This window comes from Herbaspirillum sp. GW103 (assembly GCF_000261365.1).
In the GTDB taxonomy this organism is placed as follows: domain Bacteria; phylum Pseudomonadota; class Gammaproteobacteria; order Burkholderiales; family Burkholderiaceae_D; genus Herbaspirillum.
This window is the reverse complement of record NZ_AJVC01000003.1, coordinates 83,560-108,635: the sequence shown is the minus strand read 5'-3', so window position 1 is coordinate 108,635 and position 25,076 is coordinate 83,560. Positions and strand designations below refer to the sequence as shown.

The following is a 25,076-nucleotide window of genomic DNA, read 5'->3' as shown; positions in this document are numbered from 1 at the left end:
GAATAGCTAAAGTAAAAATAAAAGTAAGCGCGGGCGAAAGACATGTCTGGCGTCATGGGTTAAGTGAAGCAGGCATTCATAGTGCTACAAATCAGGGGCTTTGGCAAGCAACAAGACGAAAAGGAGGTGTTGCGCTGCAAATGCAATATTTATTCACCAAATGCACATCAATAGAATAATTTTTGCAAATATTATCAAACAAACCGCCATCTACACAATAAAAAATCAACGACTACGCAAGCCTTGCGCAACACTGCGTACCCGGTCGGCTGTAGCATTCCTGCAAAAAAAGTGAAGATTTGATCTGACCACGTCAGTTTTTCCTGCTTCGGGACGACATTTTCCCGCCTTCGACATGAAAAAAACCGCCGGTCGCTGAGACCGGCGGTTTTCACCAGAAACGATGCTGCGATGAACGATCAGGCCGTGCCGCCCACGGTCACGCCATCCAGGCGCAAGGTCGGCTGCCCCACTCCGACGGGGACGCTCTGGCCTTCCTTGCCGCACACGCCGACACCCGAATCCAGGCGCATGTCATTGCCGATCATGGAGACGCGGTTGAGCACATCCGGGCCATTGCCGATCAAGGTCGCGCCCTTGACCGGATAGGTGATCTTGCCATCCTCGATCATGTAGGCCTCGCTGGCCGAGAAGACGAACTTGCCATTGGTGATGTCCACCTGACCACCACCGAAGTTGACGGCATACAGGCCATTCTTGACCGAGGCCAGGATCTCGCCCGGATCCTTGTCGCCGCCCAGCATGTAGGTATTGGTCATGCGCGGCATGGGCAGATGGGCAAAGGATTCGCGGCGGGCGTTACCGGTGACGTCCATCTTCATGAGGCGCGCATTCATGGTGTCCTGGATGTAGCCCTTCAGGATGCCGTCTTCGATCAGCGTGGTGCACTGAGTCGGATTGCCTTCATCGTCGATGTTGAGCGAACCGCGACGATCGGCGATGGTGCCATCGTCCACCACGGTCACGCCCTTGGCGGCCACGCGCTCGCCGATGCGACCGGAGAATGTCGACGAACCCTTGCGGTTGAAGTCACCTTCCAGACCGTGGCCGATGGCTTCGTGCAGCAGGATGCCGGGCCAGCCGGGGCCGAGCACCACCGTCATCGGGCCAGCCGGGGCCGGGCGCGCATCCAGGTTCACCAGAGCGGTGGCCACCGCTTCGGAGGCATACTTTTCCAGCAGGGTCTCGGAGAAATAGCCGTAGTCATAACGCCCACCGCCACCGCTGCTGCCCATCTCGCGACGGCCATTCTGTTCAGCGATCACGGTCACCGACACGCGCACCAGCGGGCGAATATCCGCCGCCAGCACACCATCGGCGCGCGCCACCAGCACCACGTCATATTCACCGGAAAGGCTGGCCATGACCTGTTTGACGCGCGGGTCCTTGGCGCGGGCGATGCGCTCGATGCGTTCCAGCAATTGCACCTTGGCCGTGGCATCGAGCGAAGTCAGCGGATCATGCGGCAGGTACAGCGCGCGACCACCCGCCGGGGTCATGGCACCGGCCACCTTGATCTTGCCGCTGCCCTGGCGGGCGATGGTGCGGGTCGCGGCGGCGGCATCCAGCAGGGCCGACTCGGAAATCTCGTCTGAATACGAAAACGCGGTCTTGTCGCCCGACACGGCGCGCACGCCCACGCCCTGGTCGATGGAAAAACTGCCGGTCTTGACGATGCCCTCTTCCAGGCTCCAGCCTTCGCTCTTGGTGAACTGGAAGTAAAGATCGGCGTAATCCACCTTGTGCGTGAACATGCTGCCCAGGGCCTTGAGCAGCTTGGATTCGTCCAGGCCGAAGGGAGTCAGCAGCAGGTCGCGCGCCACTTGCAGGGCGCCCATGTTGGGTTCAAATAATTTCATAGCGTCTTGTCGGAAGGCAAAAAGGTCAAAGCTTGCGGTGGCGTAGCGCCGGCAAACTTTCTCGAACGTATTGTAGACGATGGGGATCAATGTCGCCGATCACAAGCCCCTCCCCCTCGGGGAGAACCGAGACGATCTCGCCCCAGGGATCGACCAGCATGCTGTGACCCCAGGTGCGGCGGCCATTGACGTGCTCGCCGCCCTGGGCCGAGGCCAGCACATAGCACTGGTTCTCGATGGCGCGGGCGCGCAGCAGCAGCTCCCAGTGGGCGCGGCCGGTGGTATAGGTGAAGGCGGCGGGCATGACGATCAGGGCGCACTCGCCCATGGCGCGGTAGAGCTCCGGGAAGCGCAGGTCGTAGCACACTGACAGCCCGACCCGTCCGAACGGCGCCTCGAAGCTGCGTACCTCGCTGCCGTATTCGATGGTGCGGGCTTCGTCGTAGTTTTCTTCACCTCGTACGAAATTGAACAGGTGGATCTTGTCGTAACGCGCCACCCGCTGGCCATCCGGTCCATAGACCAATGAAGTATTGAGCACCTTGCCGGAAACCGCCGACTGTAGCGGCAGCGTGCCGCCCACCAGCCACAAGCGGTGCTGGCGCGCCAGGGCGCTCATGTGCTCCTGGATGGGGCCGCTGCCATCGGCTTCGGCATGGGCCAGCTTGTCGCGCTCGTGGCGGCCCATGATGGGCCAGTATTCGGGCAGCAGCACCAGCTGCGCACCTTGCCGGGCAGCTTGCGTCACCAGCTGCGCAGCCGCATCGAAGTTCTCTTGCGGCTCGGGCGTGGAGACCATCTGGATCGCCGCCACCTTGAAGGAATCATTCATGTCTGCCTCTTGCCAGCGTGGGGTGGGTTGAAACAATGCCGCCAGTATGGCCCATCCTGACCTGCCGCGCAGGGCTGCCGCAGGACCGGATCAGGCACCGGAATTGATGCGCGCTCCCGGCTCGGGCACCCGGCGCCGCTCAGGCGGGGCCACTGAGGGGGCCGGTGCCAGGTCATTGACCGGCTTGTCGTCGGTCTTGCCGTTCTTGTCCTTCTGCAGCACTTCGCGGGCCCGCTCGCCATCCACCGGTATGACCTGCCCCTGCTTGACCACGATGGGATCGCTCCACGGGCCGGTCACCTTGTATTCGAAGCTGAGCGACTTCATCACCGGATTGCGCAGGAACAGTTGCGCCAGCAAGGTACTCACCCCCACCACCGGATTGACTGCCATGGCCACCACGGAGGCGGTGCCGAGGTTGATCTCGGGGATCACCACCACATGCAGATCCTGGGTTTCGCGGGCGATGTCGGCCGAACCGCTCATCAGCACCGAGGCCGTCACGCCGGTCATCTTGAGGTTGTCGGTGCTGGCGATGCCCTTGGCAATGCTGGCGGTACCGGCCACGGTGTCGAAGGCAAAACCTTGCGAGAACACGTCCCGGAAGTCCAGCGTCAGCCGGCGCGGCAGCGCCTGCAGGTTGAGCACCCCCAGCAGCTTGGCCGCACCCGGATCAACCTTCAGGAACTGGCCGGAGTGCACATCCATGTGTACCTGCCCGGCCAGGGTGGCCATATCCATGGCATAGGGCGGCGCCTTCCAGCTGAGATCGCCATCGAGCTTGCCGTGCCCGCCGCGGATGGTGCCGGGATAGCCGAAGCGTTCCAGCAGCTTGCCCGCATCCTCGATATCGAGCGCATAGGTGAAGTTGGACGTGTGATTGCTGCCGAAGCTGAGCCAGTTGCCGGCCGCCCGGAACTGCGCGTCGGGATTGGCCAGCAACAGGCGGCTGATGCGCCATTCGCGGCCTACCGAGGTGACGATGTTGCTGGCATCGAGCTCCAGCCGGCCCAGCTTCTTGCCGCCCAGCTCGAACTGCTCGGCCCGGATGTCAAGGGCGGGCATCTGCAGGTGGTCGTCACTCTTGTCGGCACTGGCGGGCTGGGCCGTGTCGGCCGCGGTGCCGGACTTGGGAATGACCAGCGAGGACAGGCGCGCCGTGACCTTGCCGGCACCGCGCGCACTGGCGGGCTCGTCCCAGGTCACGGTACCGGAGGCCTGCCGGGACTCCAGGCTGATCTGCCAGGCATTGCGGCGGTGGCTGGCTTCCAGGACCAGCTGGTCGAGTTTCTTGCCCATCATGTTGAACTCGCCCACCCGGGCCGACACGCTGTCCGGCTCCAGATACTGCGTCACGTCGCTGCTGCCGAGCCGGTCGTTGCCTGCGCTGCTGGCGGCCTCGTTGCCGGCCAGCGCCTTCTTCAGGGCCAGCCAGGTATCGGCATCCAGGCTGTCGGTCGCCAGCGCCAGCCTGAGACCGGAAGCAGGCGTCGGCGCCGGCTGGTTCCAGCCGATGCCGCCGCTGGTGACGCGCCAGGCATTGCCGTTGCCGGCCACGCGCTCGCGTACATAGCGCGAGGCCACATGAGGACCCAGCGCCACGCGCATTTCCTCGCGTTCGATCAGTGGATCGGAAGAGGCCAGCGGCAGCAGATCGAAGCGCATCGGCAGGCTGTCCTGCACCCCTTTGCGCAGCGGCACCGGCAAGTCCGCGCCCAGCCCGGCCAGGTTCGACTCGACCGTGACCTCCGGCTGCCCCGCACGCACCGCCACCGTCGCGGTGTAACGCGTACCACCGGAGAAGCGCGCCAGCAGGCGCTGCAGCGAAGGATCGGGGTATTGCTTGCGCAGATTCTCGATGTTGATGGCGCCGTCCATGCGTACCTGGCTACTTCCATCCTTCTGCGTGCCGCCGCTGATGGCCAGATTGTCGCCCAGGAATTGCCCGTGCACGCCATTGAGCGAAAAACCGCTTTCGTTGAACTCGACCTTGCCACTGGTGCGATAGATGGGCGGCAGTTCAGGCAGCAGGTCCACATCGTTGTTGGCGAAATGGAAGACGCCCTGGGCACGGGTCTCGATGGCGTGATTGAGCGGCATCTGGAACTTCAGGTCCAGCCGCGCTTCACCACTGGCCGTGGTGTGCTCCATGACGTTGCCGGTCCAGCGTGCCACCGGGCTCTGGTTGACGTATTGCAGGAAGGCCGGCATGGGGCCGTTGGCCACGCCGTCGATTTCCAGCACGGCATCATGCGATTCGACATCGGCCACGCGCGCGCTGACCGGGCCCAGCCGCGCGCCCAGGGTGCGGGCACCCTCAGCCTTGATCTCCAGTCGTGTACGGTCGATGCTGATGTGTCCCCGCCCCTCCTCCAGCAAGGGCCATTCGGGTTCCTTGCCGTCGCGACCGACATGACCGGGCGTGTAGTTCAGCTTGAGGCCGTCGAAATCACCCGCGAGCTGGAACACGCCCTTGGGCTGCTCGCCCGGCTTGGTGGTCTGGAAGGGGAAATCGGCCAGCGCGCCCTTGAGCTTGAACCGTACGTCCTTGAGATTGCCGGCCAGCAAACCCTCGGTAAGCCAGCGATGCAGCGGTTCGCTCATGTGTTGCGGGAGATAGCGGCGAATCGCCTTCACATCGAAGCTGGTCAGCTCGCCGTGCAGGTCGACGCTGCCGAGCGAACCACCCTGCAACGGTAGCAGGTGCTGACCACTGAGACTGCCGGCCACGCCCGGCTGGGCAAACTGCATCTGGTCCAGGTCCACCTGCAGGGTCTGGTCCTTCAGGTATTGCCAGCGCGCCTGCAGCTTGAGGCTGTCAAAGGGCAGGCTGGACTCGCGGAACAGATCGGTGGGCAGCTCCACCGCCAGTTGCCGCGCATCGACCTTGACGGATCCGCCCTTCTCGCTGGCGTCAATCTCGCCGGAGAGGTTGCTGAAGCCGGGGAACGCGGCCCACTGCGCGCGCGCCGGCTGGACGCCGTTCCTGCGCGGCTCGACATGGGCCGGCAAGCCCTTCAGGCCCAGCCCCTGGAAGCGACCATTGACACGATAGGAACTCAACTCGGGATAGCTGCCCTGCCATTGCACGGTGAAGTCATGCAGCTCCCCGCGTGGCGCCAGGTCATCCAGCAACTTGCGCTGGGAGGGCGCCAGCGGCAGGCGGGCGGCCAGTTGCGACAAGGTCTGCAGATTCAGGTAGGTAGCCTTGAGGCTGGTGCGCTCGGCCTTGAGCGCAGTGGCCGGTTCATAGCTCTCGGCAATCGAGGTCGGCGGCAGGACGAAGCCGTCCGGCGTTTCGATGGAGAAATCGGTCAGCGTGACCTGGTGTCCATTGGCACCGAAGGTCGGTACGCCATCCTCCAGATTGGGTCCCAGCGTTTCGCTGGCGGAGATGCGGCCATTGACACGCTTGAGCGAAAGCGGCTCCAGCTGGCGCGACAGGCGGGCATTGAAGTCGGTCAGGCCGAGGTCGGCGGTGAAGTTGGCCACCTTGGCATGGTCCAGGGTCAGCCAGGCCCGCACCGAACCGCGACCGCTGTTGATGGCGATCGGGTAATCGAACCAGGCGCGCCAGACCGACAGGTCGGTATTGCGCAGATCCGCATACAGCACGCCCTTCCAGCGCGCGATGTCGGAACTGCGTCCGAAGGCCGGATGACTGAAGTCGGCCCGCACATCCAGAGGGGCAGCCATGTCCTGCGGCGGGATGGCGCGCAACGACAGACGATGACGCAGCCAGCGGTTGTGCAGTACCAGGTTGACGTCTTCCAGCACCAGTTCCGGGGCACGGCGCAATTCATCATTCCAGCGCAGCTTGCTGTGACGGATCACGATTTCGCGCTGGGACAGCAACCAGTCCAGGCTGCTGCCGTCGCCGCCGGCCGGCACCGGAATACCGGCCACGTAAAACTTGCCGGCGGCATCGCGCCGGATGGCCAGGTCGGCCCCTTCGATGCTGAGGTTCTCCAGTCGCAGGGAGGCCACCAGGAAGCTGCTCCAGGACAGCGTGGTAGACACGCGCGGCAGGCTCAGGGCCGGTTCGCCCTGCTGGTCATGGACGGTGAGATTGGTCAGCGAGAGCTGCGGACGCAGGCCGCTCCAGGAGGCCTCGATGACATCGATGCTGACCGCGCGACCGATCTCGTGCGAGACCAGCGCCTCGATACGCGACTTGTAGTGGCCGATCTCGGGCAGCACCGCATAGCGCAGCACCAGGAACAGTGCGCAAAAGACGAAATACGCTGCCAGCAGCAGCTTGAGGGTGAAGCCCAGGACGTGGTGGGTGGCCCGGTTCAGGCGCCGATAGCTGCCCCGCGCAAATCGCCAGCACAGCGCCCAGCGGCCAGGCTTGGGTGTGGCGTTATGTTGTTCTTGGGACATCAGGTTGCAAGGCGGCTCGGCAAATGAATGGAATCGGGCAGGCAGCATGATCGCATGGAAAACCGGCCCATGCCATCGTGACAATGGGACTATGAGGGGCAAAAACGCCGATAAGTTTAAAAAGGAAGGCTAGAATCGCTTGATTGGCTGCTCTTCCAGCAGATCGTCAGTGCGCAGTCTGCGTCAATCCCGCCGGACACGCATCACACGCGGGCGATCCGCCCTGCCTGCATTGTCGGCACGGGCCGGCCCGCTCTGAAGCGGGAGGGGCAGCGGTTTTCCTCCTTTTACACCTTGTCGTGGAGCTTTGCGGTCTCTTATGTCTGTTCATCCTCTCTCTCTGGTCGACGCCTCCACTTCCCGCTACTACACCCGCTGGACTCAGGCCGATCCGGCCCGCCCGGCCCTGGTCGCGCAGACGGCGGCGCAGCCCATGGACCGCGCCGCCATGCAGCAACGCCTGGCGGCCGACCTCGAGGCCGGCCTCGCCCTGCCGGCGGCCATGCGGCGTCTGCGCAACCTGATCATCTGCAGCCTCATCACGCGCGATCTGGATGGCCGCGCCGACCTGGCCGAAGTGGTGGCCACCATGACCGGTTTTGCCGATTTCGCCGTGCAGACCCATCTGGCGGCCCTGATGCAGGAACAAATCGCGCTATATGGCATCCCGGTCGGTGAAGAATCAGGACGCCCGCAGGAAATGATCGTGCTGGGCATGGGCAAGCTGGGTGGCGGGGAACTGAATGTTTCTTCCGACATCGACCTCATCTTCGTCTATCCGGAAGATGGCGACACCCGCGCCGAGGCCGGCCAGAAGTCGCTGTCGAACCATGAATTCTTCGTGCGCCTGGGCAAGAAGCTCATCGGCGCCCTGGCCGAGATCACCGCAGACGGCTTCACCTTCCGCGTCGACATGGCGCTGCGCCCCAACGGCAACTCCGGCCCGCTGGTAGCCAGCTTCAACATGGTCGAGGAATACCTGGTGCGCCAGGGCCGCGAATGGGAACGCTATGCCTGGACCAAGGCCCGCGCCCTGACCGGTACCGAAGAAGACATCGCTGCCCTGGAAGCGATCAGCCGGCCCTTCATCTTCCGCCGCTATCTGGACTTTGGCTCCATCGATGCCCTGCGCTCCATGCACGGCCAGATCCGCGCCGAGGTCAAGCGCCAGGAAGCCCTGCATCCCGACCGCAGCAACAACGTCAAGCTGGGACGCGGCGGCATCCGCGAGATCGAGTTCACCAGCCAGGTGTTCCAGCTGATCCGGGGCGGACGCGACCCCGAGCTGCGCGACCGCTCCACCCGCACCACCCTGCGCACTCTGGCCACCAAGGAACTGCTGGCGCCCGAGGTAGTGGACCAGTTGCTGGAGGCTTATACCTTCCTGCGTGACCTGGAGCACCGCCTGCAGTATCTGGAAGATGCGCAGACCCACACCCTGCCCGTCAATCCCGACGACCTGCTGCTGGTGGCCAACATGATGGGCTACGCCGACAGCCCGGCGCTGCTGCAGGAACTGGAGCGCCAGCGCGCTATCGTGGCCGCGCAGTTCGATGCCATCTTCGCCGACAAGCAATCCGAGGGCGAAAGCGAAGGCCCCACGGTGGCCGTGAGCGAGAACGACAATCTCGAAGGGCTCACCGAGGCCCTGCGCCTGGTGGGTTTTCCCGAGGAAGATATCGACAACGGCGCGCGTCGCCTGCATCTGACCTGGCAGTCGCCGCGCATGCAGAGCCTGCCCGAGGCCAGCCGCAACCGGCTCAACACCGTCATCAACAACTGTCTGCCGCTGCTGGCCGCCTTGCATTACGACCAGTTGCCCGCGCTGGGCCGCCTGCTCGATTTTCTCGAAGCGATCGCCCGGCGCGCGGCCTACCTGGCCCTGCTCACCGAATATCCCTACGCCCTGCAGCGGCTGGTGCGCATGATCGGGGCCAGCGGCTGGGCTGCGACTTACCTCACGCGCCACCCGCTGCTGCTGGACGAACTGCTGGACGACCGCAATCTCAAGGCCGCCTCCGACTGGAACGCCTTTGCCGACACCTGCCGCCGTCAACTGGCCAGTGCCGAGGGCGATACCGAACGCCAGCTCGACATCCTGCGCGAGCTCCATCACGCCGAACTGTTCCGCCTGCTGGCGCAGGATCTGGAGGGTGATCTGTCGGTGGAAAAGCTGGCCGATGAACTCTCGGCCCTGGCCGACGTGCTGGTGCAGGTCACTCTCGAAGCGATCTGGCAGACCATCGCCCAGCGCCACGTCGAAGTCCCCCGCTTTGCCGTGATTGCCTACGGCAAGCTGGGGGGCAAGGAACTGGGTTATGCCTCGGACCTGGACGTGGTCTTCCTCTACGACGATGACGACCAGGAAGCACCGGCGCTGTATGCCAAGCTGGCCCAGCGCTTCATCACCTGGATGACCAGCCACACCCCGGCCGGTACCCTGTTCGACATCGACATCGCCCTGCGCCCGGATGGCGCCAGCGGCTTGCTGGTGTCGCCGCTGTCCTCCTTCGAGAAATACCAGTTGAATGCCGCCTGGATCTGGGAGCATCAGGCCCTGACGCGGGCGCGCTTCTGTGCGGGCGATGCGGCCATCGGCGAGCGCTTCGAGGCGCTGCGCGAACGCGTGCTGCGCCAGCCGCGCGATGTGAACAAGCTGGAAGAGGAAGTGCTGTCCATGCGCCGCCGCATGCGCGAAGCCCACCCCAACCGCAGCATGATGTTTGATCTCAAGCACGATGAAGGCGGCATGATCGACATCGAGTTCATGGTGCAGTATTTGGTATTGCGCCATGCCTGCGACCATCCGCAGCTCACCGGCGACATCGGCAACATCGCGCTGTTGAAACTGGCGGCCCAGCTGGGCCTGATCGATGGCCTGCTGGCGGCCGAAGCGGCCAATGCCTATCGACTCTTCCGCAAGCTGCAGCACCAGATCCGCCTGCAGGGCTCGGAGCGCGCCCACATCGATGCGATCCGGGTGGAACATGAACGGGCTTGCGTGATCCGGCTCTGGCAGCAGGTTTTCGGTTGACGCCTCCAAGGCGCGGTGAAGAAAAAAACGGGAGGCGCCTTGCAGTGCCTCCCGTTTTTTCCTTTGACTTCACCTGCGTGACATCCTGTATGACCTCTTTTAATTCATTGGCTTGACCGCCACCAGGTTGATCAGGGTTTCTTCCCGATCCGCCTTGGGCTTGATACCAAAGACACGCTCCAGCAGCCCCAGGTCTTCGCGGCTCCACCACAGGTAGGGATAGGAGATCGCCTGCGGCGCCACCTCGAACCCGGCGCTGCGCACCAGGGCCAGATATTCGCCGGCGGTCTTTTGCACCTCCATCGGATGGCGGAACAACAGGCGGATGATCCACGAGTGGATGTAACGCCTGGTCGATTCGGCGAACAGGAGAATACCGCCCGGTTTGAGGACGCGGTAGAACTCGCGGATGGCTTCTTCCTGATCGATCAGATGATGGAAGGTCTGGTGGCAGAACAACAGGTCCACGCTGTTGTCTTCCAGGTGCATGCGCGAACTGGAGCACTGGATGAATTCGGCACGCAGGCCCTCGGCCTCGGCCTCGCTGCGGGCCGCGGCGATCATGTTGGCATCGATGTCCATGGCGATCAGGCGCTGCGGAGCAAAGCGCTGGTGCAGCTTCTTGAGCGAGCGGCCCCAGCCGCACCCGACGTCGGCCACCACGGGATAGCTGCTGCGACGCTCGGCAATGAGCCGCTCCAGATCCTGCAGGGCGCGTTCCAGCACGTGCAGGGTCCAGGTCGGCGTACGCAGGAACCAGAGGCCGAAGGCGGTCTCGGGGACGTGCTCCGGCATGGCCGGAGGCAAGGGCGGTGAGTGTGAGTTCATGTCGTTATGCTTGTTGTACTGGCCGGATGCCGGGCCGGTACTGGCGGACATCCGGGTCGCCGGCGGTTCCCCCTGCCGGCTGATGGAAAAATGCCCCGCAAGCGAAGGCGCGCGGGGCATCAGATGTTACCGGCTGGCAAGCAGGACTGCAACTTTCCTGCGCCTGTTGCTGCCCTCAGTACTTGGGCGGAGTCTTCTCGTCCCGGCTGGCGCGGCGATCGCTGCTGCCATCACGCGAAGACGAGGAGCTTTCGCGGTCGCGCGAACGGGCGTTGTCGCGGTTGGAGTCGCGGTCGCGGGTGCGGCTGCTGCGGTCGCTGTCCTTGCTGTCCTTGCTGTCCTTGCCATCCTTGGCCTTGGCGTCATCCTTGGCGGCGTCGGGCGCCGGCGCAGGCGGTGCCACGGTCTGGATGCCCTTGGCGGCCATGTATTCGTGCATGTCCTTCCAGCCGGTGAAGATGCCGGCCTTCAGGGCGTCGGGATTGCGCTGGTAGCAGTCTTCCAGGCTCTGGCCGGCCTGGCGGCAGCCGGCGCCCAGGGCAATGCCTTCGGCCTTGGCCTCTTCCGGGGTCTGCTTGGGCTTGGAAAAGCTGCTGATGTAGTCGCACGCGGACAGCGAGAAGCTGACGGCGGAAATCAGGGCCAGGTTGGCCAACAGGCGACGAGCCTGGGATGAGCTTGCTGACATGCGTTGCCTCGTTGGGTCGGTTGCTCTTGTTGTTGACGGGCCGTGCGGCCCTTGGCGGCAAATGGACAAAAGGCCATTGCAAGCGACGCTCGCAACAGCCTTCTGATCCGTTTGCAGGCTGATTCGTCTATTTTCACCGCGGCAAGCAGGCCTGCATACGAGGAAAAGAAGCCGAAACAGCCCTGAAATTGACGCTCCCGACCGGGGAACCCCGGCCAGAGCGCCAGATCACGCGTCTTATTTGGCGTTGGCCAGGGCGACGGTGGTGTCGAGCATGCGGTTGGAGAAGCCCCACTCGTTGTCGTACCAGGACGACACCTTCACCAGACGGCCGGACACCTTGGTCAGGGTGGCGTCGAAGTTGGACGATGCCGGGTTGTGGTTGAAGTCCACCGACACCAGCGGATCGGTGTTGTAGGTCAGGATGCCCTTGAGCGGACCGGATTCGGAAGCGGCCTTCAGGATGGCATTGACTTCATCCACGCTGGTGTCGCGCGAGGCCACGAAGGACAGGTCGACGATGGACACGTTGATCGTCGGCACGCGGATGGCGTAGCCGTCCAGCTTGCCGTTCAGTTCCGGCAGCACCAGGCCGACGGCGGCAGCAGCGCCGGTCTTGGTCGGGATCATGGACTGGGTGGCCGAACGGGCGCGGCGCAGGTCTTCGTGATAGACGTCGGTGAGCACCTGGTCGTTGGTGTAGGCGTGAACGGTGGTCATCAGGCCGTTTTCCAGACCGATCTTGTCGTTCAGTGGCTGCACCAGCGGGGCCAGGCAGTTGGTGGTGCAGGAAGCGTTGGAGATCACGGTGTCCGAAGCCTTCAGCACGCCGTGGTTGACGCCGAAGACGACGGTGGCATCCACATCCTTGCCGCCCGGAGCGGAGATGATCACCTTCTTGGCACCGCCCTTGATGTGGGCGCTGGCCTTTTCCTTGGTGGTGAAGAAACCGGTGCATTCCAGCACCACGTCCACGCCCAGCTCGCCCCAGGGCAGCTCTGCGGGGTTGCGCTGGGCCAGCACCTTGATGCGGTCGCCGTTGACGACGATGGAGTCGCCCTCCACGGTCACGGTGCCCGGGAACTTGCCGTGGGCGGTGTCGTACTGGGTCAGGTGGGCATTGGTCTTCGGATCGCCCAGGTCGTTGATGGCGACGATCTCGATGTCGTGCTTCTTGCCGCCTTCGTAGTGAGCGCGCAGGATATTGCGGCCGATGCGGCCATAACCGTTGATTGCTACGCGAATTGCCATGCTCTTCTCCTCAAGTAGTAAAAATCAATGCAAACCGGTAGTCGGGAAAGCGACCTGCCCGACAGCTTGCACCCTGGCGGCGCCGCCCGTCGGACATGAATCCTTCTTTTCCGGCCTTTTTGTTCAGTTGTTCTTGCCGTCCCTGCCTGCCCTGCTCATCCTGCCAATCCATCCAGTCCCGCGCTCATCCGCTCAGGAGTGGAGCTTGCGCCAGACGAAACCGATCTCGTCGAGTTCACTGCCATCATCCCAGGTGAACGTTTGTTCATAAAGCCTTTCGGCCCCGAGCGACTCGAAAAATTCCCCGGCGCCTTCATTCTTGCTCAGCACCCAGGCCATGAGGCCGGTCGCACCGGCACTGATGAGGGTGGCCGCCACATTGGCCAGCAGCCGCTTGCCCAGTCCCTTGCGCTGCTCATCGGGCAGCACGCAGATGGCGGTCAGCTCGGCATCGCAGCCGAAGCGCGACTCGGCCAGCGTCATGCCGGAAGCAAAACCGATGATCTCACCGCCGCTCTCGGCCACGAAGGTGCAGGCGGCGTCCGAAGACGCTTCCAGCACCTGCTCCCACAGCTTGACGCTTTCCTCGGGCTTGAGGTGATCCAGGTAGCTGTCGGGCACCAGGCCGCGATAGGCGGCGCGCCAGGCGTCGATGCGCACACCGGCGATCGACGCAGCATCGGCCTTGCGGGCGCGGCGGAACAGGACCTCTTCCGTCATAGACGACACAGTATTCAAGCCAGTACTGCCTTGGCCTTGGCCACCACGTTCTCGACGGTGAAGCCGAAGTGCTTGAACAGCACGCCGGCCGGGGCCGATTCGCCGAAGGTATCGATACCGACCACGGCGCCTTCCAGACCCACATACTTGTGCCAGAAGGCGGTCACGCCGGCTTCGATGGCCACGCGCGGAACACCGCGGGTCAGCACGGAGGCCTTGTAGGCGGAGTCCTGGCGGTCGAACACGTCGGTCGAGGGCATCGACACCACGCGCACGGCGATGCCTTCAGCGGTCAGGGCGTCAGCGGCCTTGGTAGCCAGTTCGATTTCGGAACCGGTGGCGATCAGGATCACCTTGGCATCGGCCGCATCGCGCAGCACGTAGCCGCCACGGGCGATGTCCTTGACCTGGGCGTCTGTGCGCTCCTGGAAGGGCAGGTTCTGGCGCGAGAAGATCAGGGTGCTCGGGCCATCGTGACGCTTGATGGACTCGGCCCAGGCCACGGCGGTTTCAGTGGTGTCGCACGGACGCCAGTTGTCCAGGTTGGGGATCAGGCGCAGGCTGGAGACGTGTTCCACCGACTGGTGGGTCGGGCCGTCTTCGCCCAGGCCGATGGAGTCGTGGGTGAACACGAACAGCGAACGGATCTTCATCAGCGCCGCCATGCGCAGGGCATTGCGGCTGTAGTCGGAGAAGGTCAGGAAGGTCGCGCCGAAGGGCAGATAGCCGCCATGCAGGGCGATACCGTTCATGATGGCGCTCATGCCGAATTCGCGCACACCGTAGTTGATGTGATTGCCGCGCTGGTCGGCGCGCACGGCCACCGATTCCTTCCAGTTGGTCAGGTTCGAGCCGGTCAGGTCGGCCGAGCCGCCCAGGAATTCCGGCAGCGCCTGCGCATAAGCCTGGATGGCGTTCTGGCTGGCCTTGCGGGTGGCGATGGTTTCCTTCTTTTCCAGCGTGGAATTGATGTAGGCGGTCACGGTCGATTCGAACGCGGCCGGCAGCTCGCCCTTGAGGCGACGCAGCAGTTCGGCGGCCTCGGCCGGGTATTGGGCGGCATAGGTGTCGAAGGTCTGCTTCCAGCTGGCTTCGAAGTCGGCGCCGGTGGCCTTGGCATCCCAGGCGGCGTAGACGTCAGCGGGAATCTCGAAGGGTGCGGAAGTCCAGCCCAGCGCTTCGCGCACGGCGGCGATTTCCTTGTCGCCCAGGGCGGCGCCGTGCACCTTGTCGGTGCCGGCCAGGTTGGGCGAACCCTTGCCGATGACGGTGCGGCAGCAGATCAGGGTCGGCTTGTCGGCCAGCTTGGCCTGGTGGATCGCCGCGCTGACGGCTTCGACGTTGTGGCCATCGACAGCGGGGATGACGTTCCAGCCGTAGGCTTCGAAGCGCTTCGGGGTGTCGTCCTTGAACCAGCCTTCGACGTGACCATCGATGGAGATGCCGTTGTCGTCATACAGCACGATCAGCTTGGACAGGTTCAGCACACCCGCCAGCGAGCAGGCTTCGTGCGAGATGCCTTCCATCAGGCAACCATCGCCGACGAAAGCATAAGTATAGTGATCGACCACGGACAGGCCGGGCTTGTTGAATTCGGCGGCCAGCAGCTTTTCAGCCAGCGCCATGCCCACCGCATTGGTGATGCCCTGGCCCAGCGGACCGGTGGTGGTTTCCACGCCCGGGGTGATGTGCACTTCCGGGTGGCCGGCGGTCTTGGAATGCAGCTGGCGGAAGGACTTGATGTCCTCCATCGACAGGTCGTAGCCGGTCAGGTGCAGCAGCGCGTACTGCAGCATGGAGCCGTGGCCGTTGGAGAGCACGAAGCGGTCACGGTTGGCCCAGTGCGGGTTGGACGGGTTGTGACGGTAGTGCTTGGCCCACAGGGCCACTGCGATTTCGGCCATCCCCATCGGCATGCCCGGGTGTCCGGAATTGGCTTTTTGAACTGCATCCATCGCCAGCGCGCGGATCGCGTTGGCCATCTTGTCGGTGGGGAGAGTGGAAATCATGTCGAGGTCTGAGTTTGCTGTGCGGGAGGCGCTGTCAGGCGCACCAATCGGGTTTTGTAGCCAAAGCGCCGCCCCGGAAGGCCAAGTGCAGCGCGGGGCCGTATTTTACCAGAGTGCGCCGGGGGGATTAAAATTCGGGACCAGCCCGTAACCGGACTGACAACTTTTTTCATGTCTTTTTGATCTTCTTCGCCCAGGACCCTGCCCCATGCCCCGCTTTTACTTCCCGCACCCCCTCGGCATTGGCTCGGCCCTGGTCCTGCCCGAGCAGATTGCCCATCACATCCAGGTGTTGCGCCTGCAACCCGGCGATACGGTGACCCTGTTCAATGGCGAAGGCGGCGAGTACACCGCCAGTCTGAGCGCCATTGAGAAGAAGCGCGCCCACGCCGAAGTGAAGACTTTTTCTCCGCGCGAAGCCGAACTGCCCTATGCGCTGACTTTGGCCCAGGCCCTGCCGGAAGGGTCGAAGATGGACTGGATCGTCGAGAAAGCCGTGGAACTGGGCGCCACCGCCCTCCAGCCGCTGGCCGCGCAGCGCTGCGTGGTGCGCCTGTCGGGCGAACGCGCCGAAAAGAAGCAGGCGCACTGGCAAGGCATCGTGCATGCTGCCGCCGAGCAATGTGGTCGCAATCGTCTGCCACAGCTGGGCGAGGTGACCGACTTCAAGCGCTGGATCGCCCAGAGCGACCTGCACCGCCGTATCCTGCTCTCCCCGCGCGGCACCGAGCCGCTGTCGGGCTGGGCGCGCCATCATCCGCCGCAGGCCGTGACGGTCATCGTCGGCCCCGAAGGCGGTTTCAGCGAGGAAGAGGAAGACCTGGCCTGCGCCCAGGGTGCGCTGATGCTGTCCATGGGCAGCCGCGTGCTGCGTACCGAGACCGCCGGGCTGGCGGCATTGGCGGCCTTGAATGCGGTGTGGGGGGAGCTTTGAAGAAACTTTCACACCGCTGATCCCGTGCAGCCTGGCCGCGAAGCGTTACCGCGATTTGTTGAAGGAGTTAGGGCAATGAGCAATCAACGATTTTCCAGCATCTGGGATGCCATCGAGGACACCCCGGAAGAAGCGGAAAACATGAAGCTGCGTTCCGTCCTCATGACGGCACTGAAGAACCACCTTACCCGCACGGAAATGAGCCAGGCACAAGCCGCCAAGCTCTTCGGGGTGACTCAGCCGCGTGTCTCCGATCTGATGCGAGGCAAGATCAACCTGTTCGGACTGGATGCGCTGGTGAACATGGCCACGGCTGCCGGCCTGCACATCGAAATGCGTGTAATCGAATCTGCTTGAGGTTCTCGACACTCGTCGTTTGAAAATAATAGGCAACTGTCCGTATCTCGGACTTGTTGCCAGGGCGGACGCATTGGACATCGACGAGAAACCGCCTGATTCCCGTGCAGCCCACCACGACGGACGTCCAAATTCGGCGCACGCCTCCCCATTTTGTCTCGCTGACAAAACTCTTCATTTACCCTCGCGCAACTTGCCTTCCAGCACTTCACCTCGCAAACCCGCGTGGTGAAGCCTTTTGCCGTTTTCCAGCCGCTTGACGGACCAGCTGGCACGCCTCCTGCTTAAAGATATTCAATCTTGTATTCAAGTTTGAATATCCACCATGACCACTACCCACGCCCTGCAGCAAGCCGCCCCCGAAGCCGCTCCGACCACCATCGCCGCCACCCTGGCGGCCTACCGGGAAGGCCGCAGCACGCCTGGCAAGGTGGTAGCCGAACTGCTGGCGCGCATCGACAGCAGCGGGCGCGATGAAGTCTGGATCAGCCGGGTGCCGTCCAAGCAACTGAAACAACAAGCCGCAGCACTGGACCTGATGTTGCAGATCAAGGGCGAAGCGGTGCTGGAGAGCATGCCGCTGTTCGGCATCCCCTTCGCCGTGAAGGACAACATCGACGTGGCCGAGATGGTCACCACCGGGGCCTGTCCCGAATTCGGCCGGCTGGCCAGCGAAAGCGCCACCGTGGTGCAACGCCTGCAAGCCGCTGGAGCACTGCTGGTGGGCAAGACCAACCTGGACCAGTTCGCCACCGGCCTGGTCGGTGTGCGCTCCCCCTACGGCGCGGTGCGCAACGCCATCAAGCCGGAATATGTCTCCGGCGGCTCCAGTTCCGGTTCGGCCGTGGCGGTGGCGCTGGGCCAGGTGATGTTCTCGCTGGGCACCGACACCGCCGGCTCGGGCCGCGTCCCCGCCGCCTTCAATCACCTGGTGGGCCTGAAACCCACCAAGGGCCTCATCAGCGCACGCGGCCTGGTGCCGGCCTGCCGCACCCTGGATTGCATCTCCATCTTCGCCCACGACGTGGCCGATGCCTGGCGCGTACTGCACAGCGCTTCCGGCTTCGATGCCGAGGATGGCTATTCGCGCCGCCCCACCATGCTGGGCGTGAAGCGCCGGGGTTATCGCATCGCCATCCCCGATCACTGCGAATTCTTTGGCGACAGCCTCGCCCAGGAAGCCTGGGAGCGCAGCCTGGCGCAGATCGCCGCCCTGCCCGGCGTGAGCCTGGCGAAGATTCCGTTCGCCCCCTTCAGTGCCGCCGCAGAACTGCTGTACCAGGGCCCCTGGGTGGCCGAGCGCCGTGCAGCCCTGGGCGACTTCTTCCAGGAGCACCGGGACGCCATCCACCCGGTGGTAGGCCAGATCACCGCCCAGGCCGACGACTACGACGCCGTAGACAGCTTCAACGCTCAATACCGCCTGGCCGACCTGCGCCGCCAGGCCGAAAGCCTGCTCGAAGGCAGCGACCTGATGTTGGTGCCGACCACCACCACCTTCCCCACCATCGCCGAAGTCGAGGCCGATCCGGTGGTGCGCAATGCGCAGCTGGGCCATTACACCAACTTCGTCAATTTGATGGACATGTCGGCCCTGGCCATCCCCGCCGTGTGGCGCCGTGATGGTCTGCCCGCCGGGGTCACCCTGATCGGGCCGGCCGGTGCCGATCATCTGCTGGCCGAAGCCGGCGCACGCCTGCAGCAGCAACTGGGCGGCGCGGCGCAAGCCGACGCGATTGCCGCCGCCCCGCTGCCCTTCAATGAAAGCACCATCAAGGTCTGCGTGGTGGGCGCCCACCTGGCCGGCCAACCGCTGAACTGGCAATTGCTGGAAGCCGGCGCGCGCCGCGTGGCCGTCACCCGCACCGCTGCCCACTATCGTCTTTACGCCCTGGCGGGTACCACGCCACCCAAGCCGGGCCTGGCTCGTACCGAAGGCGAGGGCGCGGCCATCGCAGTGGAAGTGTGGGAAATGCCGCTGCGCCAGTTCGGCGGTTTCGTCGCCGCCATCCCGGCGCCGCTGGGCATCGGTACGGTGGAGCTGGCCGATGGCAGCAGCGTCAAGGGCTTCATCTGCGAGCCGGCCGGCATTGCCGACGCCACCGACATCACCCACCACGGCGGCTGGGTCCCCTACCTCCATTCCTTGAACTGACACCCTCACCACGGAGCTGCTCATGAAAAAGAAGTCCCCCGCCGCAATCCACGATACCACCCGCCGCGACTTCATCGCCAAAGCCGGTGCCGTCGCCGCCACCGCCGCCATCGCGGGCGCCCCGGCCATCCTGCGGGCGCAGACCGTCCCCATCCGCATCGGCTACTGGCCGGTGGCCGCCGGCCTGCCCTTCTATGCCGCAGTGGAAGCAGGTTACTTCAAGCAGGCCGGGCTGGAAGTGCAAGCGATCAAGTTCGCCGGCGCCCAGCAAGTGATGGAAGCCATGCTGGCCGGCCGCGCCGATGGCTCGGCCAATGGTACCGGTGCCGGCAACCTGGCCATCGGCGAGATCGCGCAGCCGGGTCTGTTCAAGATCTTCGCCACCAATCCCAGCAACGCCAAGTACGTGCTCGATGAATTCCTGGTGCCCAAGGACAGCACCGTCAAATCGATCGCCGAACTCAAGGGCAAGAAGGTCGCCTCCGGTCCCGGGATCCAGAACGTTACGCTGGCCAAGACCGTGCTGGAACGCGCCGGCGCCACCGGTGCCACGGTAGTGGAATTGCCCATCGGCCAGCACGTGGCCTCGCTGGCGGCCGGCCAGGTCGATGCCGCCTACACGCTGGAACCGACGGGCACCGTAGGCCGCATGAACAACAGCACCCGCGTGCTGGAGGCAGGGGTCATCGCAAAGTACATCCTCGGTGATCCGATGGCGCCCTGGCATGGTGGCGCCGCCGCACTGACCACCGAATTCATCAAGAAGAATCCGGAACTCACGCGCAAGTACATCGCCGCCTATGCCCGCGGCATCGAGCTGGTGCGCAAGCAACCGGATCAGGCGCGCGCCTACCTGAAGGGCTATACCGCCATCGAGGGTTCGCTGACCAATGAAGTCCCGCTGGCGGCCTACATGCTCTACAACGAATTCAAGCCCAGCGATATCGCCTACTTCCAGAAGTTCTACGACCTGTTTGTCGAGAAGGGCGTGTTCTCCCAACGCATCGTGGTCGACAACCTGATCTACAAGGGTTGAGCGCATCATGAACGAGACCATCGCTCCTGCCGTGACCGTGGCGCCCAAGCCTTCCGCTACCTCGACCACGGCGCCGCCGGCGACCCGGCCGCGCAAGCGCGCGGCGCTGGGCCGTCTGCTGCCCCTGGTCGGTCCCGTAGCCTTGTTCGTGGTGTGGGACCTGGTGGTGCGGGCCGGCTGGATCAAGGCCATCCTGCTGCCGCCGCCGGAAGCCACTCTCATGGCCATGTTCAAGGGCCTGGCCGGGGGACCGCTGCTGCTGGATTTCAGCGTGACCGTGATCCGCACGCTGGAAGCCTTTGCCATTGCCGCCGTGCTGGGCCTGCCCATGGGCGTCCTGCTGGGCAGCAACGAGCGCGCCTATCGCAGCGTGGAATTCCTGATCGACTTCTTCCGTTCCACGCCCTCCTCCGCGCTGATCCCGCTGTTCCTGCTGATCTTCGGGGTGTCCGACATCAACAAGGTCGCCATCGCCGCCTTCGGCGCCTTCCTGATCGTGCTCTTCAACAGTGCCTATGGCGTGCTCAATGCGCGCAAGCAGCGGGTGATGGCGGCCAAGGTGATGGGGGCCTCGCGCTGGCGCATCTTTTGCGACGTGCTGATCTGGGAAAGTCTGCAGGCCAGCTTCGTGGGGCTGCGCAGCGCGGTCTCGATGGCGCTGGTGATCGTGATCGTGGCGGAGATGTTCATCGGTTCCGAGAACGGTCTGGGCCATCGCATCATCGATACCCAGCAGGTATTGAACGTACGCGAGATGTACGCCGCCATCCTGTCGGCGGGCGCGCTGGGCTATGCCCTGAACGTGGTCTTCATCGTCATTGAAAAACGCATCGTGCACTGGAGCGGAAGATGAGTGTCGTGATCAGCCCCAAAATCGACCTGCCCCCGGAAACGCCCTTCGTTCCCGGGCCGCCAGGCACCCACATCACCATTCGCGGCCTGACCAAGCATTTCGCCGGCTGGCCGCTGTATGAAAACTTCGACCTGGATATCCCCAAGCACCAGATCGTTTCCATCTTCGGCCCCAATGGCTGCGGCAAGTCCACGCTCATCAACATGATCGCCGGCCTGATTCCGATTGACGCCGGACAGATTCTGTTTGACGGCAAATCGCTGGCGCAGACCAAGATCGGCTACGTGTTCCAGAACTACCGCGATGCCATGTTCCCGTGGCTGCGCACCATCGACAACATCGCCTATCCCTTGAAGCTGGAAGGCAAGTCCAAGGCCGAGATCAGGCATCGGGTCGATGAACTGGTGGCGTCCTTCGACGTGAAGTTCGACCTGATGCGCTATCCCTACGAACTCTCGGGTGGCCAGCAGCAGACCGCTTCCATCATGCGCGCCCTGGCGCCGGGGCCGGAGGTGCTGTTCCTGGATGAACCCTTCTCGGCGCTGGACTTCGAGATGACCCTCTTCATCCGTGAAAAGCTGCAACAGGTGTTCCTGCAGACCGGCACCACCATGGTGCTGGTATCGCACGACCTGGAGGAAGCGGTCTATCTGGCCGACCAGATCCTGCTGTTGACCAAGCGTCCCACGGCAGTGGCAGACATTCTGCATTACCAGGACCCACGGCCGCGCACGGTGGAAACGCTGTCGCAGCCGGGCTTCATCGCCGCCAAGAAGCTGTCCATGGAAATCTTCCAGCGCGAAGTGCGCAAGCCGGCGCGCATGCAGGCACCGGGTTCGCTGGCGCTGTCCTGAGTCGTACCGAATCAGTGATCCACCCCCACCATCCACGTTCTCATTGGAGCGCAACAACATGAAAAACCGCCGCGATTTTCTGAAACTGTCCGGAGCCGCCGCCCTGGGCGCTGCCTTCCCGCTGGAGCTGATGGCTGCCAGTCCCTTGACCGTGGGCTTCATCTATGTCGGCGCGCGCGATGACTTCGGCTACAACCAGTCGCATGCGCAGGCCGCGGCCATCATCAAGAAAATGCCCGGCATCAAGGTGGTCGAGGAAGAAAAAGTGCCCGAGACCGTGGCCGTGCAAAAGACCATGGAAGCCATGATCCAGCAGGATGGCGCCACCCTGCTCTTCGCCACCTCCTTCGGCTACTTCGATCCGCACGTGCTCAAGATCGCCGAGAAATATCCCAAGGTGCGCATCGCCCACTGTGGCGGCCTGTGGACCGCCGGCAAGCACCCCATGAACGTGGGCAGCTTCTTCGGCTACATCGAAGAGTGCGAATACCTCTCGGGCGTGGTGGCCGGCCACATGAGCAAGAGCAAGAAGCTGGCCTTCATCGCCGCCAAGCCGATTCCGCAGGTGCTGCGCAACATCAATGCCTTTACTCTGGGGGCGCAGTCGGTCGACCCGTCCATTACCTGCCACGTCATCTTCACCGGTGACTGGTCGCTGCCGGTCAAGGAAGCCGAGGCCGCCAACAGCCTCATCGACCAGGGTTGCGATGTCATCACCTGCCACGTCGATGGCCCCAAGGTGATCGTGGAGACCGCAGAAAAGCGCGGCGTCATGACCACCGGCTATCACGCCAGCCAGGCTGCGCTGGCCCCCAAGGGCTACCTGACCGGCGCCGAGTGGAACTGGGCCACGCCCTATACCGAGATCGTCAAGGCCACGCTGGAAGGCAAGCCGATGATCAACTTCCTGCGCGGCGGCCTGAAGGACAACTTCGTCAGGATGTCGCCCTACGGTGCTGCCGTGAGCGCAGCAGCGAAGAAGAAGGCCGACGAAATCAAGGCGCAGATGCTGGCCGGCAAGTTCCAGATCTTCAAGGGCCCGATCAAGGACAACAAGGGCAATACCGTGATCCCGGCCGGCACCACGCAAGTCCAGACCGACGTCGTGCTGGAGAAGATGAATTACCTGGTGGCCGGTGTGGTCGGCCAGGTCTGATCCAAGCTGCAGGATGGCCTCATGACTTCCCTCCCCGCTCCCGGCGTGGCCGCTGCCGCCAGCCCGCCCTTGCTGCGCCTGCGTTCGGCCCTGCTCAATGGTGCCGCACCGGCCTTGCCCACACTGTGCGCACTGGCCGGTACGCTGCTCTTGTTCGTGCTGTTCCTGCTGGTGCAGGGCAAGCCGGCGGGCGAGGCCTGCCTGCTGATCTTCCAGGGTGCATTCGGCACGATGTTCGCCTGGCAGAACACCTTGCAGCGCGCCGCCCCGCTGCTGTTGACGGCGCTCTGCGTGGCCTTGCCGGCGCGCGTCGGGCTCATCGTCATCGGCGGGGAAGGCGCGCTGGCGCTGGGCGGGCTGGCAGCGGCGGTGATGCCGCAGTGGCTGCCGGTCCTGCCTTCGCTGGTGATGCTGGTGGCCATGGCGCTGGCCGCGATGCTGGCCGGTGGGCTGTGGATCGCACTGTGCGGCGGGCTGCGCCAGTGGCGCGGGGTCAACGAGACCATCTCCAGCCTGCTGCTCTCCTATCTCGCCGTGGCGATCTTCAAGCATCTGGTGGAAGGCCCGCTGCGCGACCCGGCCAGTCTCAACAAACCCTCGACCCTGCCCCTGCCGGACGCTTATCTGGTAGGCTCCCTGCCCGGACTGGACGTGCACTGGGGCCTGGCCTGGGGCGCACTGGCCTGTCTGGCGGCGTGGATTTTCCTGCGCCACAGCGTGGCCGGCTTCGCCATGGGAGTGGTCGGCGGCAATATCCGCACCGCGCGGCTGGTCGGCCTGCCGGTCAATCGGCTCATACTCACCGCGTGTGCCCTGGGGGGCGCAGCGGCGGGACTGGCGGGCATGTTCGAAGTCAGCGCCGTGCAGGGCAGCGCCACCAGTGCGCTGCTGGCCGGTTACGGGTTCTCGGGCATCCTGGTGGCCTTTGCGGCGCGCCAGAATCCGCTGGCCATCATCGTCTGCGCCATCGTCATCGGCGGCGTGGAGGCCAGCGGCAGCCTGCTGCAACGGCGCCTGGACCTGCCCGACGCCACCACTCTGGTGCTGCAGGGCCTGCTGTTCTCCAACCTGCTGGCCTGGGAAGCCATCACCGGGCGTCTGTCGGCGCTCAAGCTGCGCTGGCAGCAACAGGCGCACGCCATTCCCGCCACGGAGGCCGGCCATGTATGACATCGATCTCACCACCCTGCTGCTGGCGCTGTTCGCCGGTGCGATCCGGGTCGGTACGCCCTTTCTCTTCGTCAGCCTGGGCGAGTGCCTGACCGAAAAAGGCGGGCGCGTGAACCTGGGGCTGGAAGGCATCCTGGTCTGCGGCGCCATGACCGGTTACGCCGCCTCCTTCTACAGCGGCTCGGCCTGGCTGGGCGTGCTGGCGGCCGGCTGCGCGGGGCTGTTGCTGGGCATGCTGCATGGCGTGGTATGTTCGCTGCCGCGCGTCAACGACATCGCCTTCGGCATCGCGCTGATGCTGCTGGGTACCGGCCTGGCCTTCTTCCTCGGCAAGCCCTTCATCCAGCCGCAGGCGCCGATGCTGCCGGCCATCGATCTCGGTGCCTGGAGCAGCAATGCGCGCCTGCATCACGCCTTGCAAATCAATGCGCTGTTCTTCGTCGGCGTGCTCCTGGCCCTGGTGCTGCAATGGGGCCTGTCGGCCACGCGCTGGGGACTGGCCTTGCGGCTGGTGGGCGATCATGCCGAGACCGCCCGCGCCCTCGGTTACCGGCTCACCGCTACGCGCATTGCCGCGACCGCAGCAGGCGGCTTCCTGGCCGCCGTCGGCGGCGCCTACCTGTCGCTCTACTACCCCGGCAGCTGGAACGAGGGACTCTCCAGCGGCCAGGGCTTGATGGCCGTGGCCCTGGTGATCTTCGCGCGCTGGCAACCGTGGCGCTGCCTGCTGGCCGCACTGCTGTTCGGCGCCGCCGGTGCACTGGGACCGGCCTTGCAGGCGGTGGGCGTGACCTCCGGCTATTACCTCTTCAACGCGGCCCCCTATGCGCTCACGCTCTTGATCATGATCATCACCTGCCGTCCCGACCGCACGCTGTCGAGCGCGCCGGGCGAGTTGAGCCTGACCCGATAAATCCACGATCCCCAAGGAGAAAC

General features: G+C 64.3%; 18 protein-coding genes. 10 read left to right on the top strand and 8 right to left on the bottom strand.

Features of this window, described 5'->3' with window-relative positions; genetic code table 11:
• Positions 1–419 precede the first annotated feature (419 nt).
• The 3 genes from tldD to GWL_RS03980 all read right to left on the bottom strand — a co-directional run bounded on the left by tldD (position 420) and on the right by GWL_RS03980 (position 7,095).
• A complete protein-coding gene (gene tldD, locus GWL_RS03990; RefSeq protein WP_008326953.1) occupies positions 420–1,880 on the bottom strand; it encodes a metalloprotease TldD in 1,461 nt (486 codons plus the stop codon).
• 25 nt (positions 1,881–1,905) lie between these two features.
• Positions 1,906–2,712, bottom strand: a complete 807-nt coding sequence (locus GWL_RS03985) for a carbon-nitrogen hydrolase family protein (protein ID WP_008326951.1) — start codon at positions 2,710–2,712, stop codon at positions 1,906–1,908.
• A gap of 90 nt (positions 2,713–2,802) precedes the next feature.
• Positions 2,803–7,095, bottom strand: coding sequence for a YhdP family protein (locus GWL_RS03980; RefSeq protein ID WP_034350024.1), 4,293 nt, complete (start codon positions 7,093–7,095; stop codon positions 2,803–2,805).
• Between the two features lie 319 nt (positions 7,096–7,414).
• Between GWL_RS03980 and glnE the strand changes: the two genes are divergently transcribed.
• Positions 7,415–10,129 carry a bifunctional [glutamate--ammonia ligase]-adenylyl-L-tyrosine phosphorylase/[glutamate--ammonia-ligase] adenylyltransferase gene (glnE, locus tag GWL_RS03975; protein ID WP_008326940.1) on the top strand — a complete coding sequence of 905 codons (2,715 nt, stop codon included), beginning with the start codon at positions 7,415–7,417 and terminating at the stop codon, positions 10,127–10,129.
• 99 nt (positions 10,130–10,228) lie between these two features.
• Here the strand turns inward: glnE and GWL_RS03970 are convergent, their stop codons facing one another.
• From GWL_RS03970 to tkt, 5 genes are all read right to left on the bottom strand, one after another.
• Positions 10,229–10,957, bottom strand: a complete 729-nt coding sequence (locus tag GWL_RS03970; protein WP_034350506.1) for a class I SAM-dependent methyltransferase — start codon at positions 10,955–10,957, stop codon at positions 10,229–10,231.
• A 175-nt stretch (positions 10,958–11,132) separates the two neighbouring features.
• Positions 11,133–11,645, bottom strand: a complete 513-nt coding sequence (locus GWL_RS03965) for a hypothetical protein (RefSeq protein ID WP_008326936.1) — start codon at positions 11,643–11,645, stop codon at positions 11,133–11,135.
• Positions 11,646–11,882: 237 nt separating this feature from the next.
• The gene (gene gap / locus GWL_RS03960; protein WP_008326926.1) at positions 11,883–12,896 is read right to left on the bottom strand and encodes a type I glyceraldehyde-3-phosphate dehydrogenase; all 1,014 of its coding nucleotides are present in this window, start codon (positions 12,894–12,896) and stop codon (positions 11,883–11,885) included.
• A 192-nt stretch (positions 12,897–13,088) separates the two neighbouring features.
• A complete protein-coding gene (locus tag GWL_RS03955; RefSeq protein ID WP_008326922.1) occupies positions 13,089–13,616 on the bottom strand; it encodes a GNAT family N-acetyltransferase in 528 nt (175 codons plus the stop codon).
• A 14-nt stretch (positions 13,617–13,630) separates the two neighbouring features.
• Entirely contained in the window at positions 13,631–15,673 is a 2,043-nt protein-coding gene (tkt, locus tag GWL_RS03950) for a transketolase (RefSeq protein ID WP_255347957.1), read from the bottom strand.
• 160 nt (positions 15,674–15,833) lie between these two features.
• Here tkt and GWL_RS03945 point away from each other — a divergent pair, with 160 nt between their 5' ends.
• The 9 genes from GWL_RS03945 (at position 15,834) to GWL_RS03905 (ending at position 25,053) form a co-directional block, all read left to right on the top strand.
• Positions 15,834–16,559, top strand: a complete 726-nt coding sequence (locus GWL_RS03945; RefSeq protein ID WP_008326917.1) for a 16S rRNA (uracil(1498)-N(3))-methyltransferase — start codon at positions 15,834–15,836, stop codon at positions 16,557–16,559.
• A 75-nt stretch (positions 16,560–16,634) separates the two neighbouring features.
• Positions 16,635–16,916: a helix-turn-helix domain-containing protein gene (locus GWL_RS03940; protein ID WP_008326915.1), complete on the top strand. Its 282-nt coding sequence runs from the start codon at positions 16,635–16,637 to the stop codon at positions 16,914–16,916.
• A gap of 325 nt (positions 16,917–17,241) precedes the next feature.
• A complete protein-coding gene (atzF, locus tag GWL_RS03935; protein ID WP_008326914.1) occupies positions 17,242–19,071 on the top strand; it encodes an allophanate hydrolase in 1,830 nt (609 codons plus the stop codon).
• 22 nt (positions 19,072–19,093) lie between these two features.
• Positions 19,094–20,107: an ABC transporter substrate-binding protein gene (locus tag GWL_RS03930; RefSeq protein WP_008326910.1), complete on the top strand. Its 1,014-nt coding sequence runs from the start codon at positions 19,094–19,096 to the stop codon at positions 20,105–20,107.
• Positions 20,108–20,114: 7 nt separating this feature from the next.
• Positions 20,115–20,960, top strand: a complete 846-nt coding sequence (locus GWL_RS03925; RefSeq protein WP_008326908.1) for an ABC transporter permease — start codon at positions 20,115–20,117, stop codon at positions 20,958–20,960.
• On the top strand, positions 20,957–21,814 hold the full coding sequence (locus tag GWL_RS03920; protein WP_034350020.1) for an ABC transporter ATP-binding protein: 858 nt from the start codon (positions 20,957–20,959) through the stop codon (positions 21,812–21,814). The genes GWL_RS03925 and GWL_RS03920 overlap by 4 nt, the downstream gene beginning before the upstream one ends.
• 58 nt (positions 21,815–21,872) lie before the next feature.
• Positions 21,873–22,970, top strand: coding sequence for a BMP family ABC transporter substrate-binding protein (locus GWL_RS03915; RefSeq protein ID WP_034350017.1), 1,098 nt, complete (start codon positions 21,873–21,875; stop codon positions 22,968–22,970).
• 21 nt (positions 22,971–22,991) lie between these two features.
• Positions 22,992–24,140 carry an ABC transporter permease gene (locus tag GWL_RS03910; RefSeq protein ID WP_008326902.1) on the top strand — a complete coding sequence of 383 codons (1,149 nt, stop codon included), beginning with the start codon at positions 22,992–22,994 and terminating at the stop codon, positions 24,138–24,140.
• Positions 24,133–25,053: an ABC transporter permease gene (locus tag GWL_RS03905; RefSeq protein ID WP_008326900.1), complete on the top strand. Its 921-nt coding sequence runs from the start codon at positions 24,133–24,135 to the stop codon at positions 25,051–25,053. Before GWL_RS03910 ends, GWL_RS03905 begins: the two co-directional genes overlap by 8 nt.
• The last annotated feature ends 23 nt before the right edge of the window (positions 25,054–25,076 follow it).